Below are 18,692 nucleotides of genomic sequence, written 5' to 3'. Positions count from 1 at the left end.
GTAAACCATAATATAGGAATATACATTGGGATAATGGCCAAAACTAGTCTTGGAATTTTATATATAACTTGGTCAACAGCTTCCTTCTTAAGTAGAACAACACTAATTATAAGTGGGATAAAACTTGCTATGACTAACATATAAATTCCGAAAGAGAATCTTTTTTGTAGTTCCGCAGAATTTTTTTCCTCTTGCTTCTTTTTAGTTGAAAAAGCAGAACTTAAACCTGCTGTCAACGCAGCTGGTAAAAGGCTTGAAATCTCTTTATTAATTTGTTCATATTTGGATTTATGACTTTGTTCAAAGTTTTTAAATTGACTTTCATATTCATCTTTAATGTTAGATATTCTATCCTCAGATTTCTTAATATTTTCTATAACTTCTCCATATCCATTTTCTAATCGATCTTTTAATCCTTCAACTCTTGTCTCTAGTCCTGTTTCATCCTCATGAATATATCCGAATACTTCTTGATAAAATTCCTCAATCTCTTTTCTTTTAGAATTAATTATAGACAAACCTGATTTAGATTTACTAACATTGGATTCAACTTCGTCTACAAAGTTTGTTATTTCTATAAGCTTTTCATCAAGTTCAGGGTATTCATCGAAGAACTCTGTTAGTTGATCAATTTTTTCTTTTAAAGATTCATAAGCCTCTACGTATTCATTATCAGTTTGTTCGGCTTTATCTTTAATAGCCTTAACATTTTCATTAGTAATTATTATATTTTCTAAGGTTCTATCTGCCTCTTGAAGCTTAGCGTTGATTTCTCCTACTTTTTCACTGGCCTCGATTAATCTTTGTTCACTTTTATTTCTAAATTCTGCTGTTCTTTTTGAATTTTCTGCTGCAAGTTTTGCTGAATCTGAACTACTTGCAATTATTTGATTCTTTAAACTCTTATTTTCATTTTCTAAAGAAGTTATTCTTTTCCAGATTTCAACTCTTTCTTTGTCAAGATATTGTATTTTCTTTTTGCTGTCATTATCATCAAAAAATCCCATGTTATGTTTATTAGTTTTTAATTATTAATATTCTTAAGATAAAAATTCAATAGCTATAAATATACAAAATGCTTAAAAGGAAAGCAAAGGAAACTAATCAACTAGAATGAGATTATATCAATTGTAAACTTTGCTTAAGATCTCATATAATATTGATATATTTTTAATAAACTTGTTCTAAATTTTATTTTAACTTTCAAAAATATATTTCTTTTTAGATATTATTTTACGGAAATCCGTAAAATGAAATCATTAAAAAGTCCATCATATTAAAATATGTGGACTTTTTACTTGAAAGTGAAAAATTTTGAATAAAGGAGCAACGAATGACAAGCGTTTTGAAAAAACGAGCAGTCTGAGGAAGTGACAACTGAAAAATTTATGTCAAGATAGATTATTCAGGAAATTATCAAGTTGACCTCTTGAACTTATTTGGATAAAGTTTCCATTTCTTATTTGTTTCTCAGGCTCTATAATATCTGTAGTAAAACTTGATTTATCGGTCAACGTTTCAACTTTACTTTGTATTTTATCTCAGTTAATCTTTAACTCTTTACAAACAACCCTCACTACACAAAGTCTACTTTGAGTCAATAATTAAAGTCTTAAAAAAAAATAGAAGAAACTAAAAAACAGTCTTAAAAAGACTGTTTTTATATTTTTTGATTCAAAATTTTTGAAAGCTGATAAAAGAAATTGTATTTATTTTCCGATACAAAAAGTAAATTATCTTGATACACAATTGTTTATGCTTTTTAAGGGACAATAGGGTAACAGAATCCTACAAACTAATAATATTTATTACAAAGGTAGTTATATTCTAAAAATACCTCAATAATAATTAAAAAATATTTTTCAAATCAATCTCAATGTCAGTAACATTATTTCACTATAATACGTTGTAACCATAGGGTTTTCCGCTAGTTCTATATTATGCCATCTTGAATAAATCCGGTGATCAATGATGAGTTCATTAAATTTAATTTATAGGATGTACTGCCTTTTCATTTTCAAAAATCCAATAATCTGAATCCGTCCAATTACCCGGATTTATTTGGTGATCATTGCTGCACTTACCAACGTATTCTGACCTTCGTTTTAGCTGTAAAAAAATCGTCATGTTAAAAAATAGTTGACCTTCCTTGTTATAATTTTTGAGTGATTTTAAACAAAACCTATAGATTAAGTAATATAAAACTATATCATTTTAATGAAAAAACCTACTTCTTCATCAATCAATACTCTTCTATCCAATCCTAAGTTCATTTCCTCACAAGCAGTTTCAGAAACCAGTGAACATGAAAAACAAGCAGATAGATTCAAATCAAGAATTCCTTGTCCATCAGATTCCCAACATAAAGGATCAGAAGAACAGTTTTCACATCTTTGGAGTCCTTTTTTTAAGATTTCTAATATCTTTTCAGGTTCTCCTTGGGATACCAGCCCACCCATACTTCCTTCAGAACCTTCTGCTGTAAAAATTAAGACACCAGACATTACCTTTTCAGGAGTATTAGATATATATAATCTTTCTTTTAAACTAGCTGTTGGATAACCACAAGAAAATTCAAGTTCTCTCATCATTATATGAGAAAATGAGTGGATTAAAAAATGCTTTATGCCATTGTTTTTTATTTTCTGCTTTATACCTGCTAATTGTTCTTTTCCATCAATTTCTTTATTTAAGAACTTGAAGAACCTTTCTTCTAGTTGCTGTGAATTATCTTCTATCCATTTATTAATTGTATCATCACTGAATTGAAAAAATAATCCTTCTCCATAAGTTTCATTTGCGGGAAGTACAAATAATTCTTCTTTTTTATTTGAGAAAATGTTTTGACCAACAGATGCCTCTTCAACAACCTTTTCACCTTTTGCATTTAGTCGAATTATTCTTTCTTTTGGTCTACTTCTTGTAAAATCTAATTGGATATTGGTTACTTTTAGTTCTTCAACTTGCTGTATTTTGGTGAAAAATGGTTTTAGTTCTGTTGGTAGTTGAATATCTTGAAAGCTAAGTCCTTTGTTTTCTTTAATATCCTGTATAAGCGAATTCTGAGAAAAGCACCTGTATTCCTCCCATCTATATTCTTCATGTCTATCACTAATTTCAAGAGTATTTGGCATATTCAAAAACTCTGATTCCAATTGTGTTTTAAAGACACTTTCATCATTAGGTCTAATATTGTTGTCAATTAAAAAATCACTGTAATCAAATTTTGAATTCCAATATTCTTCCCGGGTTATTGCTGTTCGTTCAAAATACTTATTATATTTCGTTTCAAGAAGGCTTATAGCATCGTTCAGTTCTTTTGATTTATTTTCCGCTAGGTGCATCGGAATAAATAAGCTTGAAAAACCATTAGCATAATACATATTATTAGCTGTCACTAATGAAACTTGCATTCTTTCACGGTCATTTTTCAACTCACCACCTATATAACATTTTTCATAGGGAACAGCATTTGGATTATCTAGTTCAATCTCCCAAGGCTTTTGTCCTTTACAATATGGTTGTAAACCATTTATACCTTCTAAATTTATCTTTGGTTTCTCTTTAGAGACGCCGGAACCTAATCCGCAACTTTTACATTCTATAAAAATGCTTCCATATCCTTCTGATTTGGTTTTACTTTCTGTCCAAATCAAGTTTGAATTACTACAACAAGGCTCAATATCGAATAAGTTCTTGCCAGTATCGTCTCTGTCTAATTGAAAAGTCTCTTTTAATGTTTTCCAATTTAGAAATTTAGACCAAGGTATATCGGATAAATGTCCATTTGGACAAATGAGAGTAAGATTGATTTGGTCAAGTTCTTTATATTCTCTATATGTTTCATCCTTTCCTTCTGAATTTTTAACAGATATAAATCTAATGAAATCAGTAGCATCTCTTGGAGGAGCAAAATCATTAATAGAAGGTGTACCACCATTCTTTCTACTTTCTTTCTCCCACAGCCCTTTCCATTCAGAGATTTCTTTTAATTCTCCTTTTCTATTTTTAAACCATTTTGGAAAATGTGTTCCAGTTATCATATAATCAAACTGTGCTCCTTTTGCATTTTCTCCAGATGCTTCCAACGCTGTTTTTATCGGATGATTTTTCCAATTTGGGGTATTGGATGATTCATTTAGGGACATATGCGGTATGCCTATGAGGCAAACTAAATTAATAAGGTCTTTTTCCGTTTTTATAAATTTTATAAATCTCTGATCATCAATAAATTCAAATCCTCGATTACACATTTCTGTCCTGCTAATTTCATAAACTTTTCTATCATCAGTATTATTAGTACGAACTAATCCTACTTTAGCGTTTGCCCACTTGATGAACTTCCATTTATTCATATCAGAAATCAATACATAAGATCCAACTTTTGTAGTGATTATTGAGCCCACACCTGAAGTAGAGGAAAGTAATTTATATTTACCAATCCCCTGATTATATTGATTTGATCTTAGTATCTTCATTTCAAATTGGATTAATTTTAATAGCAGCTTCCGGTTCAATAACTCTTAATGACATAGGTACTTGCCATTTTTTGCTATGGATAGTTCCTTCGTATTCATCAATGTCAACATACAGTTGTTCTTGTTTTCTTATCTGATTTGTCATATTCTTTTTATTATTAAATACTAAATCAGTTGTACTACTCAACCCATCATTTAATATTTTCCATTCATTAAAAGCCTCCTTAATCCATCCTTTAATTTGATCTATATTTTCTTGTTTTAATAGATTATTGATGAGCTTATTGAAATCAGAAAGTCTTTCCTTTCTTTTTTCAAAATATTTGACTAACTCGGAAACAATCGAAGAAAGCTCATCATCTTTAATGGACGAAATATTCATCGCAGCCTCTCTCTCAGTAAATCTCGGAAGAGTATGTCGGATTATTGTTGCCAAATACAACCCCATATATCTTTCAACCGATTTTTTTGTAAAGGGAGTAATAGATATTGGTTCGACATAGCTGTACATTTTTTCATGGAATTCAATAAACTTTTCATAATGTGACACATCTCTAGCTCTAAAAGGATGATGTACTGTAAGTACTAACCCGTAATCATTTCTTGCCACACGACTACTTGCCTGAATATACTCTGCTGTATTCCTGGGCATTGAATTCATAATAATCGTATTGAACCGTGACACATCAATACCTACAGATATCATATTAGTGGCAACGACAAATTCAGGAGGTATTTTTCCTTTTATGGTTTCTCCATTATGAATATTAGCAAATCTATTTTTAGCCACCCAATTTGTTTCTACTTTTTTTAGCTCATTTTTAACTTCTTCTCCGGATAACCTACCTGTCAACTCTGCATCGTGTATCGGACCATAAGTATAAAGGGCGTGCATTAGTTTTTGAGGACGGATTACCCTATTAAAAACCCTTCGGAGTTCTTTAAGAATATAAGTCTGTACCTGAGATTGTGTTTTTCCAACTTCTTTCAAACTATTAAAATAAGATATCGTTGTATGATAAAAGTTCATGGCCTTTTCAAACTCATTAGAATAGCAATCAAAATCAATGGGAGTATTTTCTGATAGTTCCTTCAGTTCAAAAATAGCACGATGTGTCATAATAATAGCTGACAATCTCATTTGCATCCAGATTTGTGTCCTTCCTGTAGGTAATATTCCTATGTATTTTCTTTTAGACAAATATTCCTCACTTATATTTTCAGCATTTGTAAATTTTCTACTATAAAAAGCGAAGAACGAGTCATCACATTCCACTCCGGGCTTTGGGAAGAGATTGACCTTTCTGTCGAACAATGCAGCTATTTGTATTTGTGTATTCCTTGTAGTTGCTGTTGATGAAATGATTTTGGGCCTTGTACCATCTTCCCGAATGCAAAGCTGATCAACTGCTGATTCGAATAATGCAACTGCTGAACCCAATGGTCCAAGTAATAAATGAAGCTCATCCTGGATTATCAAATCAGGAGGTAAATAACCATTCTGAGGTTTGCCCGCTTCCCAATTGCCTCTACCAAACAGACGTCTTGAGTCCGCACTTCTTCCATTTTCTTTTCCATTTACCTTGTGAGCCAATTGAGCAAACTTGTCTACGGTTCCAAATAATAATGTTGGGGGATGTTGATAAATAATCTCATCTGATAAGCATACGGGTATTGCACCCTGGTCATTAATTCTTGTAGTAATTCTTCTTTTAGGATACGAAAAAGAACATTTATTATTAACGCACTTCAAATGTACTTTATTAGCGAACCATTGATTTTCTCTGTTAGTAAGATTTTCTGAGTCTTCTTTATCTTCTCCTTCAATATTGCTCCCACACCAAGGACAATTCGAAAATGGTATTTTATTTGATCGATTATTTTTTAAATTTTCATATTCTTTAATTAGGTCTTCTGTTTTATTAGGTAGTGAATTGTCTCCTACCCATAAACCTATTGTAATTGGTTCTGCACCTAAATTGTATGAACCCCAGCGTCTTATTAGCTCCAATGCCATTATGACCAAAGTGGCTCTCTGAAATTGCTGCATGGTAAGAAGGCGTAGAGTATATCTCATTATAGATGCAACACCTCCACCATGTTCTTTATGAAGCTTTCTCCGATTTATAATTGTAAGTGTTATTAACCCTAGGTATGCTTCAGTTTTTCCTCCTCCGGTAGGGAACCAAACTAAATCTACCCATTCGTTTCTTTTTATCCAATTTTCATCAGTTTTAAGCTTAAAAATGCCATCAAGATTGAGTAGAATAAAGGCTAATTGGAATGCTCTCCATCCTGCTGATTCTGTTTTTGAAAATAATTTATCCTCCGTTCTTTTATAGAAATCAAGGTCAAAAACTTTAAAATCTTCTTTCTCAATCAACGCAATTACTTCTCCCTTTTTAACTTTTTCAGCGTGCCATAATTGCATAAACATAGCAGCATTCATTAAACGAAAAGTATCGAGGTTATCTTTATTATTTTCTCCTTGCAATAATTCCTCGATATTCTTTTTCATTCTCTTGTAGTCATCTTCACATTTGCCTAGCTCCTGATTCGCAATATCTTTTAGCCTGGATTGGTATTTTAGATCCTTTTTCTTATTCTCAATCCATTTTCCATAAGAGTCAACAAAGGCAAGCAATCCATCTACAATTTCTCCATTCTCTGCATCAGAAAGTACAGACAGCCATTTGAATTCCTGAAATTGTGAACTTTCTAAAAATAAAGGTGATTTATATTCTCCATCTTCATTTTGTACTGCCAACTTGCTTTTATCTCTTGGGATAGGATCAATATCGGGAGTTTTACATTCTGGAAGATATTCTGTTTCTATTTTATTTGTTGTTTTATCCCATTTGACAGAACATCCATGCCCAACTCCATAATCCTTGAACTGATCATAAATGAATCGAGTGGTGGTATCTTCATCATATTTGTTTGTTTCATCTGGAATATACTTATAATCTGAATATGGAACTAAAAACTCGCTTTCAACTGATACTTTAACACCAAAAAAAGATCTTTGATTTACAACTTCATTAAAGGTGGAATAATATCTACTGTCTTTTTTCTTGTCTAAATTGAATGCAGTACTTGTATTGATTAACTGAATTTTTATAAAAATTTTATTATCATCATTCCTTGAATCTCTGGTTATTTGAACATTCGCAGAAAGCGAGGCGTATTCATTTTGTTCCTCATTCAGATTAAACTTAAACAAATCTAATAGTCCGCTTTGTTCAATTTCTTTTTCATCAATTACGGTAATATTTTCATCTTGCTTTGGTCTGTTGTATAAAAATGATATTTTACTCTGAGATTTTTGAAAGTTAATATTTTTTAGTTTTATCACTCTTTTTATCGGAGTAGATTGCCATAGACCATATCCACCAGAATAAATATCTAAAATATTTCTTAAATGATCGGTAATATTTTCGATCAGCTCTATTTCCTGAGATATTTCGTAAAGCGTTTTTCTTTTTGCATCATCAACAATCGAAGTTTTTAACTCATAATATATAGTTGATTTTAGATTACTTAAATAACATTTTTCTTTGCTCAAAGATAGAGGAGGGCTCATTATCTCTTTAGCTTTATCAAAGAGTTTTTCTGCATATTCTTTTTGAATGTCGCGCAAAATATTCTTCAGATTAGAGATTTCTTCTGTCGTAATTTTTGATAATAAAATAAAATCATTTTGCTCTACAGTCGTAATAGCAAATTGAGATAATTTATGGATGCTTAAAAATTCTTCGAAATGGTTTTTATCAACCTCACATAGAAGGCCGTATTTTTTATTAAATAATCCTTCTTTATCTTGTTTAAGTTTTTTATAATATCTGAATGAAACTGCAAATGCTATTTCATTACTTTCTAAACATTTTTCGTCCAAACAACAGGTTAATCCCATCAATCTTGGAAACATTTGATTTAATTCTATTTCATTTTCTACGTCTTCGTAATCTAAACTGCTATCCTGAGAGTCTTTTTCTTCTACACCATCCTCTTCATCTGTTTGTTCATTATTGTCCAAAACGATTCCATCACTACATGTTCCACTTTTATCCTCGGGAAAAAGAATCCCTGTACTATAAATTGCTGCGGGCACAATCTCTAAAATTTCGGAATCATAGTTTATGTATGGTTCCGTGTTCAAATCTTTTTCCACCAATGAAGTATCTTCCAAATCAACATATTTATACCCGTTAATTCCTGGGCCCAATGTTTGCTCACGAATAAAGGTTTCCAAGGAATTTCTCTTCTGCAATATTTTATTCATTATTCGGTCTTTTTGAATTCTTCTATTTCTTTTAATGTAATCTCTGGTTTTATTAATTGGACCAAAGCAATTAAATTATCTGCAAGATATTGTTCGTCTATACCCAATTCATCTAAAGGATGTTTGCTTTTGTAGCTTCCAATATTTGCAATTATTATTTCATTCAGATTTATCTCATCATCAAAACAACCATCATTAAATAGGTTCTGTAAAAGCCAATTCATTCGTAAGGTACTTTGACGAGATGATTGCTTGGATATATTTTTTATTCGCTGTATGAGAAAAAAATATCCTCTTGGTATTTCAAGAAAATTACATAGTTCTATAAATACTTTTTTACTAAGAGGTGCTATTGAATCACTTTCAGGATTTAGCCAATTATTTTGAAAATGATTTAAAGAGACTATTTTAAGTCCTTTTCCCTCTAAATGTTTTTTCAGATTATCATATACAATTTCTTCACCCGATAGCTGCGCTTTCCGTTTTAATAAAATCTTCCAAAGTCTGCCTGTAGTCTCATTTTCAATGTTAAATTTTTTGCGGATAATATTTAATTCCTTTTCGTATTGATTTGTATCTATTATTTCTTCATATATGTTGATGTTTTCTTGAATTTCATCAAGATTATGAACATAGTATTTATTTTCATAATCTAACATATCAATAATGTATCCTATTTTTTCCACTCTAAAACACTTGCTATCTGTTGAGTATACAAAAAGATCTGAACTGCCAAATGTTTTTATTTTGGAATCTTTTAATTTCAATTTGATTGTTTCTCGATCTGTGTTTCCTGAATACTCTTGCTCTAGCTCCCATATTATACCGTCATCTTTTTGTGGAAGCAAATTATTGATAGAATCTTTTAATCTTTCCCAATGAAAATATTTTTTTCTGGCTGGATGTTCGGTAAGTTTATATAAATCTTGTGCAAGATTATATTTTGCCCATTGGTATCTATTGTAAAATAAAAATTTATGAAATATAGCTTCAACAGCAATAGACTTAGTAACTCTTGTTTCAATTAGGTTAGGATAAAAATAATATGGATTTTTTCCCTGATCCTGATACGATAAAATAAGAATATTCCCATCTTTAATATCCTTTAAAGCTGACCAGGAGATAAGCTTATTTGTTTCTTTAAAAAAAAGAGATGAGGATATGAGATTACATAGACTTTTTGAATTAAGAACTACACCATCAACTAAAAATATTGTTTCGGATTTTATTTTATCTGTTATAGATTGCTTTATGCCAGAGTTAATGATTAAATCTAACACTTTCTCCAATGCATCTTTTAAGATTACTAAATCCTCATTTCTCAAATCCAATAATCTTTGTTTTAGTTCGTCTGATATTAGGTTTGTATCTCGCTTTTCAGAAAATATTTCTTGCAGTATATAATCCTTTATCTTCTGACTAAAACACAAAGAATATAAGTTCATCATCTTGACAGATCTTAATTCATATAAATCCTGGAATTTTGTTTCAAGTACAAAGGCGTCCCAAAAATGAAATGTATCTACTCCAATAAATGAAACAAAGATGGATTTATCTGATTTGTTTCCTAGCGTGTAATCAATCTCAGATCGAATGATGGGATAACTATCCTCAGCAGCTACTTTAAACCTATTCTGTATTAAGTTTATTCTATCCTGTAAGTTTTGAGTAGAAGTACTTTTAGTACCGAAGGTTATGATTAAATATTTTTTTAATTTTATATCATAGTCATTAATGTCTTTTAAAGAGAAATACTGCATTTGCTTCTTTCTTTCAGAATCAAACAAGATTAAGCTTTCTAAATTATTGATAATACGTTCATCAATTTCATCTATTTGGTTTATTGTTAATTTTGTATTTAATAAATTGAATGTAAGATGAGTGCTTTGGTTTTCAATTTCTTGAGCATACGGTCTTGTTTCAAAGATATTGCTCAAGGAGCTTGCTAATCGAACTTGGCAATTAAATATAGTTTTACCTACTATCTGAATATTATCATCTAGTTCACTATAAAATTTTATCAAGGTTTGTATATTTCTTTTATCCTTTATCCAATTTTTATAAATTTTGTTTCCTTTTAGACCGCTTGCCCCATCTGGACAGGTAGAAAGGTTTCTTAGTTTTATTTGAAGATTTGTTTTTAATGATTTTAAGGTTTCTTCATTTTGAGAAGAAAGTGAACTTATATTACTACTTTCTTTAAAAAAACGTATTAAAAGATATTGAGCAATTATTAATAGTGAATCATCATTAAGATCATATTCAAAATGTAAATGGAGCGTTTTGGTTTCAGATATGTCTTCTGGGAATATCTCATTTAATAATAAATGGATATATTGAAGTAAAAGATAATTATTATTCTTTACCTCACTTTGAATTAGCTCAAAAATATCATCAAAATGAGAATCCTTTTCATTTTGAAAATGAAGTAAATGTTTATTGATATGTTTATCCAATAGGCTCATTACTTCACTATATTTATTTCAAAATTTAATATTGCACGAGTAATTCCCACAAATATTTCGTACTTGTTGAGATCTGATGGTTCAGAAATCACTATATAAATATTCTTTTTCTCTAACCCTTTGAATTTTAGTATTGAAGTATATCGAAGTTTATTTGCAGTATCCCTAATATTGAATTCGGATAACTCTTCGATATCTTTGATGATTAGTAATTCTCGCAGGTCTTCTTTTCCCTTATAGCTGCCTTTTAAAAAAGTTGACTCAATTAGAATAATACAATCATCACCTTTGAGAGATGAATCGGTTTCACGAATTGGTGTTAAAATATTTTTTACAATATGTTTTTTTACACTTTGTAAGTTTTCGTGGTATAAAACAGGTATATCTGGGTATGAACTCTTAAAATCTGTAGTATTGATTATTCCCGGACTATCTAATATCTCGGAGCTTAATTTTCTAATATTAGGATTTTGAGCGCTTCTTTTTATTTCATTTAATTTGAAATGAGAATAATATTCTGATATCAAATCGGCAAGTTCAGAAACATTCCTTCCACTGTTTGAATAGCTTTGATCAATATCATAAAGAATTAAGGAATTACCATTAATAAGTCCTTTTTTATGGTATCCAGAGAATGAATTTATAAATAAATCTAATCCTCTGTCAAATAAATCCTGTGCCTCATCTATGACTAAGAAATCATAAGGGATTAGCTCGTCAGCTAGCTCCAATTTTACAATTGTTTCTTTAACCAGGGTATAAAAATCATCTTCATTGAATGAACTAAGTGTGTGATAATCTATATCTGGATTTAATTTTTGAAAAAAGCGAAAAAATGTAGAAACCTCCACATTATCCAACATTCCTCTTTCATTTAGTAAGGATTTGGTATAATGCATTAGCAAATTGTTCCAACATAAATAAATTCCTCTCTTATCCTGTTGTTTGTCAATAAATGCCTTTGCAAGGGTTGTTTTTCCTGATCCGGGGGGGCCTTCGAGTAATATTCTTTGGTTTTTATAAAGTCCCTCCAGAATTTCTATATTTTGAACACCTAGCCATTCTAGCGTATTTATAGAATTATTGTGGTTTCTATCTCCTATTTTAGGACTAAGGATTTTTTTTATCGTAGCATATTCTTTTTGTGAAAGGTCATCATAATTTCTAAAGTGCCTTTTATGTTTGTTTTTTGAGTATGTAATTGCATTTAAAAGAAACTTTTCAATCGATTGATCAAAATTACATGCATTATGTGCTGTCCAAAGTAGATTTGAGTCTATTAATTTTGATTCGAAAGGATAGTCAACATGAGGAAAGGCAACAACTTCACAAAAGAAACAACTCTTTAAATTATTGAGTATATTGTCCTTCAATGTGAATTTATATCCTTCTACCTGTTTAAATGGATTCTGTGTCATTGGAGTATCAAAGTTCTTCCCATAATAGAACTTATTTAACATCGTAGAGACAGGTCCTCCTTTTACTTCCAATACAATTAATCCGTGTTTAGAAAGTATCACAAAATCAATCTGAGAACTTGTTTTTTTGTAGTAATTAAATTGGTCTGAATGTTCAGGTAATTTGAGATCATGCCAAACATCCCATTCCAATTCACTTTTACTTAAATCACTCCATAATTTTCTATAGATATTTATCTCTCCATGAAGAGGACTTCCATCTTCTTTGACAAGAATGGTTTCTAAAGCATCTATCGGGTTATTAGGATGAAAGTGAACTGGCATAATTTGAAATTTATACTAAATCTATTTCGTTTGTAAGTGAAGCTATTTTATTCACTCCATATAAGGCTAAAATTTGTTTTACAGGTACGTTATCTTTGAATTTGAATATTGTATTTGATTGATCTTGATTATATATCTTATCATCTATTCCAATATCATTAATTATTTTTTTGAGGTCATCCATCAGCTGGGTAGGTTCTCTTTTTCCATTCTCACATTTTTGTTGTTCGTACATTTTTTGCATTAGTGATGAATGAGCAATTTTCTCTGAAAAACCATTGTTTATAATTTTAATAAATAATTCTCCCTCTTTTACTTCTTTTCTTATAATGTCTTCGAGCTTCAGATAGAAATTGTCGTTAATCTCTTGATGTTTAAATTTGGCTCCAGTCCCATATTGAATTGATGTCAGCCATTTACCATTAGTTTTTTTATTTGATGAAATATCAAAATTGGAAAGTGTAACGGTTAGATTTCCATCTTTAATTGGGTGTCTTCTGTATTTTGAATCTTTAGTCCTTTTTGGTGGATTTGTAAAAGCACCTTCCTTGAAAGTATTTAAATTTATAATTCCTTCTAATTTGATTTCTTTTTCCAGAGCCCATGTGGAAGGAATTGAATAGCTATATTGTTTTAAAACTTCAATAGCTAAAGCTCTGCTTATAGATGGACATACTGCATTTCCAACCTGTCGCCATTTCGCATATAAATTTCCCGTAAACTGATAGGTTATTGGAAACCCCATTATAGACGCAATCTCCCTAACTGTTGGAGATCTATATTCACCATCTCCTTTACGAGCATAGTCAGATTTATATATTAACCCTTCTCTAGATGTTCCACTCTTAATTGCTGTTACTGTCCTACTGGGTTTTTCTAGATTTTCAGGGAAAGCCATTTTACCCATACAATGGTGATTCGTTTTCAGCTCTTTAGACTGACGCCATTCACACTCATAAAGACCGCTATCATAAAAGTGATCTGTTAACTCTGACTTTTTTATTTTTATGTCAGGATATATGGGATCAATAATCTCTCCTTGGATTATTTCCTGAGTAGGAGAAGGAAACTTATTAATTAATTGTCCAAGAGTATTCCATGGCTTTAAATCTTCACCTTTTTCTTCATGTGTTGTTTTAGGAGTTATAAATGCTTTTTTAGAAATGATTTCTCCTGAGACCGATCTTTTTCTTGCTTGATATGAACCATAGTCGGCTGAATTCATGATAATTGTATTTGAGAATACTCTTAATGCTTCACTTTTGGGAGATTTGCCGATTGTAATTGCCCATTCACCAAGATTTAAATCCTTAAAAGTGTAAATTTCCTGTAAATGTTTTTTTGAATTAACAACATTCTCCATAAACCACCCTTTAAGAATTGAATCGGGCTGATGCTTTTTTACTGCTACAATTCTTAAAAATGTCTTTATGAGGCGTAATCCTAGTTTCTTATCAGCTTTCCCTGATTTATTTGAATTTGAAAAGCTAACACAAGGGGGGCTACCCAATATTATTGAAGTATCAGGTATTTCTTGAATTTCTTCAATTGAATACTCGAAGTCAAGTATGTTTTTTACTTTACATTGTAAGTTAAAATTATGGTTATATGTCTCAATTGCTGGATTCCAATTGTCATACCCTTTAAGAATAGTATAACCGACTTGCCTGAAACCTTCGGAAAACCCGCCTGCTCCGCAGAAAAAATCTACTACTGTTAATAATTGGTTGCTTTTTTCTAGTTCTTTCACTCTTTCAACTGATATTATTTCATGTTTGATTATAATTATATAGAAGAATATTGTACAGTTTTAAAACTTCTTCATTATTTCTGATTTTATTAATCACACAAATATGATAAATTTTTTAGCTGAAATATGTCATAATTACCAAAATAATCATGTACCGAGCTAGCAAAAAGTACTTTTCATCTAATTGATTCTAAACTTAGTAAAAATAAATTAATTTATCTATCTAATGTTACGGTTTTCCGTACTCTCACTTTTTAATTTTTTGAATCAGATGTAAAGTCATTACTATAAAGCAATTCTGCTTTTTAATTATTATCATAGTAATTTATATCCAATATATAGTTTCCCAATTTTTTAATGTCAAAATATAAATTGAATAGCTCTCAGCTTGCAATATATTCCTTTCCAAGAGTAATCCTGTTATTTTATTAATTGTTACTGAAATTCAATTTAATTTTTTCTGAAGCCTCTTTTGTCAATTCATCTACAATCCTCACGTAAACTTCTGTGGTTTTAACATCTTTATGACCTAATAATTTTGATACCGTGTAGATATCCGTACCTGATGTTAGCTGCAACGTTGCGAATGTATGACGAAAACCATGGAATGTAAAATGCTTTTTCATTCCTGCATTGTTAAGCCATCCAGGAAGAAATTTAACTACGATATTGTATTTTAGACCTTCAAAAACTTTTGCAGCATCTTCGCCACGAGGTCCCAATAAATCGAGTGTATCATCGGATACGGGATAATATTCCGCCTTTCCGGTTTTATTCTGCTTATATAGAATATAATAACTTCCTGATGTTCCCTGTATATCGCCCCACTTTAGACTTTCAATATCGCAAAAACGCAGACCGGTTAGTGCAGAAAATAGGCCTGCTTTCTTAACAATAGGGGAGCTACATTCAGAATCTGCCATTCTTTGTAATTCATCTTTAAAAAGATAAGGCCTATGCGTATCATCTACTTTGATATTATGAATAAAATTTCCCAGATCTATTGAAATATATTTGTTTCTATAGGCTTTTTTAAGAACGGATTTAAATCTTGAAAAATAAGTGGCAGCAGTACTTTTTTGAATCTTTATTTTTGAACGTCCAACTGCAGGAGAGGATAATAGGTATTTTTTATAGCTCTCACAGAAGGCTTCATTAAGGTGTTTAAATAAAAAGACTTCACCTGCAAACTTTTTAAAATATGCAACAGCCATACTCCAATGCATTGCCCCTGATTTGCTATCGACTTCTGCCTGGAAAAAATCAATAAAGTTGGAGTTGAATTTTGTCTTATTCAAAAAACCATAGTCAGTACTGTGAACATCAATTTGTCGTTGAAGACGTACACGTTCAGCAAACGAGTTAATTTCTTCATTATGGAGTTTTTCAGCTTCAGATTTTGGGCTGTTATAGATGAACATTTTAAGATAAAGTTTTCTAAGCAGCTTTCCTGTTGTTTCACTCTGTATAGGAGGATAAATTTCTAAATACAGACTTTGTCTTCCTTTGCTTATCGGTTTATACCGTAATGTTACTTTGGTCATGATATCGGTATTAAGGGTGAAATTCAATTGTATATTGTCAAATTGGCTCATAGCCACAGCTATTGAAGTCCTCTAAAATATTATGAAGTCAATCTTCTGGTGTTTGATGATTGATTCTAATAAATTAGTGCTAAATCAAGTAATTTGATTCTTGTTTTTCTTACAGATAGGTTGATGGCTTTTAAACGGCCGGTATTGATTAAGAAATACACCATTTTCGCACTGCATTTCAATATTGCAGAAGCCTCTTTTACAGTTAGATATACGGGATTGTTTATAGGCTGATACTGCCGCTCTTCAAAACTTCGTATTGCTTGCTTAGCATAACTAATTTTTAGATTTCTTTGTTCAAGTTTATAGGCTTTTTTATTACAGGTATGACTGCAATATCTGGTAACTGTAGTTTTGGCAATAAAATTTGTACCACAATATTGGCAGACTTTTTCAATTCTGATGTTTGAGCTCATGATCAGATTTTTTAAGTCTTGAAGAATACTTATTTAGGCCGAAGGCTACAATAATGGCACTGAGTTGTCATTATACCCCTTTATTAAGGGTCATTACATATAAACGAATACAAAATTCATCCCAAAAGACAACCTAATCTAATATAAAATATTTGAACATTATTTCTTCTGTTTGTTCAGATTGTTTTTAAAATTTGACTTTAATTTTTATAAATCATCAAGCTTTGGACGTCAAAAATTAATAATTTCTCCAAATTAAGGGTAGATATAATCCAATAATCTTTTTTATGAGTAAATTAATGACCATTAGAGGATATAAGACCCTGAAGCTCTATAGCAATTTTATTTTTAGTTTACTTAAATTTTGTGTTTTTAATGCCAAAGGGGCAAGAAAAGGGGCAAAAATTGTAGCACCAGAACGTATAAAATCACATAAACAACACTAAATCAACAGGTTATAAAAAATAGTCTTAAAAAAACAAACAACTGTATATCAACGATTTACAAATTCTACTTTCCGATACAAAACTTAGAAAAAATATTCCCCAGCACCTCATCATTTGTAACCTCTCCGGAAATTTCTCCAAGATGTTCTAATGCATTTCTAAGCTCATAAGCAAGCAATTCTGTAGAAATCTGGAAAACGATGGCTTCTTTTACTTTGTGAACAGCATCCAGAGATTTTCGCAGTGCTTCAAAATGACGTTGGTTGGTGATCACAACGTTGTTTTCTTCAGATTTTAAATGCTCAACATAGGATGAAAGTTCATTTTTTAGATCCTGAATATTTTGATTTTCAACGGCTGATATTTTAATGAAATCAAATTCGTGAGAAAGGGCATTTCTAAAGATGTTTTCTACTGTTTCGTATTTGGTAGGAGTCACTTCATCAATTTTTGTTGCACAGATAATCAGTTTCAGATCTTCTCTCAACAGTGACTGAATCATTTCAATATCCTCTGAAAAATCTTCAGTAGCAGCATCAGCCAGATATACAAGGATGTTGGCATTTTCTACCTTTTCTTTTGCTTTTTTTACCCCAATCGCTTCAATTTCATTCACCGTTTCGCGAAGTCCCGCCGTATCAATCAGTCGGAAGGCGTGTCCTTTAATATGAAGAATTTCCTCAATCGTATCTCTGGTGGTTCCGGCAATATTACTTACAATCGCTCTTTCTTCCTTCAAAAGAGAGTTCAGTAGGGTAGACTTTCCAGCATTGGGCTTTCCGATGATAGCAACAGCTGTTCCGTTTTTAATGGCATTTCCGTATTGGAAGCTTTCAATAAGAGAATTTAATTTTAATTCAATTTTATCCAATAATCCGTTCAGGGCTGTTCGGTCTGCAAATTCTACATCTTCTTCAGCAAAATCCAGCTCCAGCTCAATCAGGGAAACAAAATTCAGAAGATCAGTTCTTAATAGAGAGATTTCATTGGTAATTCCTCCTTTCAATTGATTGATGGCTACCTTTCTGGAGGCTTCGTTATCAGAAGCGATTACATCAGCAATTGCTTCCGCCTGGGAAAGGTCAATTCTTCCGTTGATAAAGGCGCGGAGTGTAAATTCTCCTGCTTTCGCCATTCTCGCTCCGTTTTTAATCAGGGTTTCAAGAATACGTTTTCCGATATGCGGGGAACCGTGAAAAGCAATCTCCACAGAATTTTCAGTGGTGAAACTTTTCGGTGCCAGAAAGATAGAAAGCATTACTTCATCAATAGCTTCCTCCTCATCCATAAAATAACCGTAATGAATGGTATGAGATTTCTGTTTTTCCAGATTTTTCCCCGGAAAACTTTTCTGAACTACAGATAAAGCTTCATTTCCTGAAACCCGGATGATGCCTAAAGCACCTATTCCATTGGCAGTAGCCAGTGCACATATCGTATCGTTATTCATGCTGCAAATTTACGTTTTTTAATATGAATTTTCGCTGAGATCTGCTATTCAGATTATCTATTGTTGTA

The 18,692-nt window shown here is 31.2% G+C and carries 9 protein-coding genes; all 9 read right to left on the bottom strand.

The genetic code is table 11. The features are described 5' to 3' along the window. On the bottom strand, positions 1 to 1,007 hold a 1,007-nt coding region (locus GFU89_RS20220; protein WP_318848844.1), incomplete at its 3' end, for a hypothetical protein. A gap of 1,197 nt (positions 1,008 to 2,204) precedes the next feature. Then, on the bottom strand, positions 2,205 to 4,478 hold the full coding sequence (locus tag GFU89_RS20215) for a DUF1998 domain-containing protein (protein WP_318848843.1): 2,274 nt from the start codon (positions 4,476 to 4,478) through the stop codon (positions 2,205 to 2,207). 1 nt (position 4,479) lies between these two features. Beyond that, positions 4,480 to 8,760, bottom strand: a complete 4,281-nt coding sequence (locus GFU89_RS20210; RefSeq protein ID WP_318848842.1) for a helicase-related protein — start codon at positions 8,758 to 8,760, stop codon at positions 4,480 to 4,482. Further along, a complete protein-coding gene (locus tag GFU89_RS20205; protein WP_318848841.1) occupies positions 8,760 to 11,225 on the bottom strand; it encodes a hypothetical protein in 2,466 nt (821 codons plus the stop codon). Before GFU89_RS20205 ends, GFU89_RS20210 begins: the two co-directional genes overlap by 1 nt. Continuing rightward, positions 11,225 to 12,967 carry a nuclease-related domain-containing DEAD/DEAH box helicase gene (locus GFU89_RS20200; protein WP_318848840.1) on the bottom strand — a complete coding sequence of 581 codons (1,743 nt, stop codon included), beginning with the start codon at positions 12,965 to 12,967 and terminating at the stop codon, positions 11,225 to 11,227. The genes GFU89_RS20205 and GFU89_RS20200 overlap by 1 nt, the downstream gene beginning before the upstream one ends. Before the next feature lie 10 nt (positions 12,968 to 12,977). Then, positions 12,978 to 14,717, bottom strand: coding sequence for a DNA cytosine methyltransferase (locus GFU89_RS20195; RefSeq protein ID WP_318848839.1), 1,740 nt, complete (start codon positions 14,715 to 14,717; stop codon positions 12,978 to 12,980). Between the two features lie 428 nt (positions 14,718 to 15,145). After that, positions 15,146 to 16,312 (bottom strand): site-specific integrase, encoded by a 1,167-nt coding sequence (locus GFU89_RS20190; RefSeq protein WP_318848838.1) that lies wholly within the window; start codon positions 16,310 to 16,312, stop codon positions 15,146 to 15,148. A 65-nt stretch (positions 16,313 to 16,377) separates the two neighbouring features. Next, complete coding sequence (locus GFU89_RS20185) at positions 16,378 to 16,728, bottom strand: helix-turn-helix domain-containing protein (RefSeq protein ID WP_318848837.1); 351 nt, start codon at positions 16,726 to 16,728, stop codon at positions 16,378 to 16,380. 510 nt (positions 16,729 to 17,238) lie between these two features. After that, positions 17,239 to 18,624: a tRNA uridine-5-carboxymethylaminomethyl(34) synthesis GTPase MnmE gene (gene mnmE, locus GFU89_RS20180; RefSeq protein ID WP_318848836.1), complete on the bottom strand. Its 1,386-nt coding sequence runs from the start codon at positions 18,622 to 18,624 to the stop codon at positions 17,239 to 17,241. Positions 18,625 to 18,692: the final 68 nt, after the last annotated feature.

It is taken from the genome of Chryseobacterium sp. JV558, assembly GCF_033712365.1.
Classification (GTDB): Bacteria; Bacteroidota; Bacteroidia; order Flavobacteriales; family Weeksellaceae; genus Chryseobacterium.
Note: the sequence above shows the minus strand (reverse complement) of the source record. Positions and strands in the feature narration are given on the sequence as shown.

What these genes read in the sequence shown, in the direction of transcription:
- GFU89_RS20215 (WP_318848843.1), bottom strand. Translation starts at nt 4,478, where the DNA reads ATGAAGATACTAAGATCAAATCAATATAATCAGGGGATTGGTAAATAT.
- GFU89_RS20210 (WP_318848842.1), bottom strand. Translation starts at nt 8,760, where the DNA reads ATGAATAAAATATTGCAGAAGAGAAATTCCTTGGAAACCTTTATTCGT.
- GFU89_RS20205 (WP_318848841.1), bottom strand. Translation starts at nt 11,225, where the DNA reads ATGAGCCTATTGGATAAACATATCAATAAACATTTACTTCATTTTCAA.
- GFU89_RS20200 (WP_318848840.1), bottom strand. Translation starts at nt 12,967, where the DNA reads ATGCCAGTTCACTTTCATCCTAATAACCCGATAGATGCTTTAGAAACC.
- GFU89_RS20190 (WP_318848838.1), bottom strand. Translation starts at nt 16,312, where the DNA reads ATGAGCCAATTTGACAATATACAATTGAATTTCACCCTTAATACCGAT.
- GFU89_RS20185 (WP_318848837.1), bottom strand. Translation starts at nt 16,728, where the DNA reads ATGAGCTCAAACATCAGAATTGAAAAAGTCTGCCAATATTGTGGTACA.
- mnmE (WP_318848836.1), bottom strand. Translation starts at nt 18,624, where the DNA reads ATGAATAACGATACGATATGTGCACTGGCTACTGCCAATGGAATAGGT.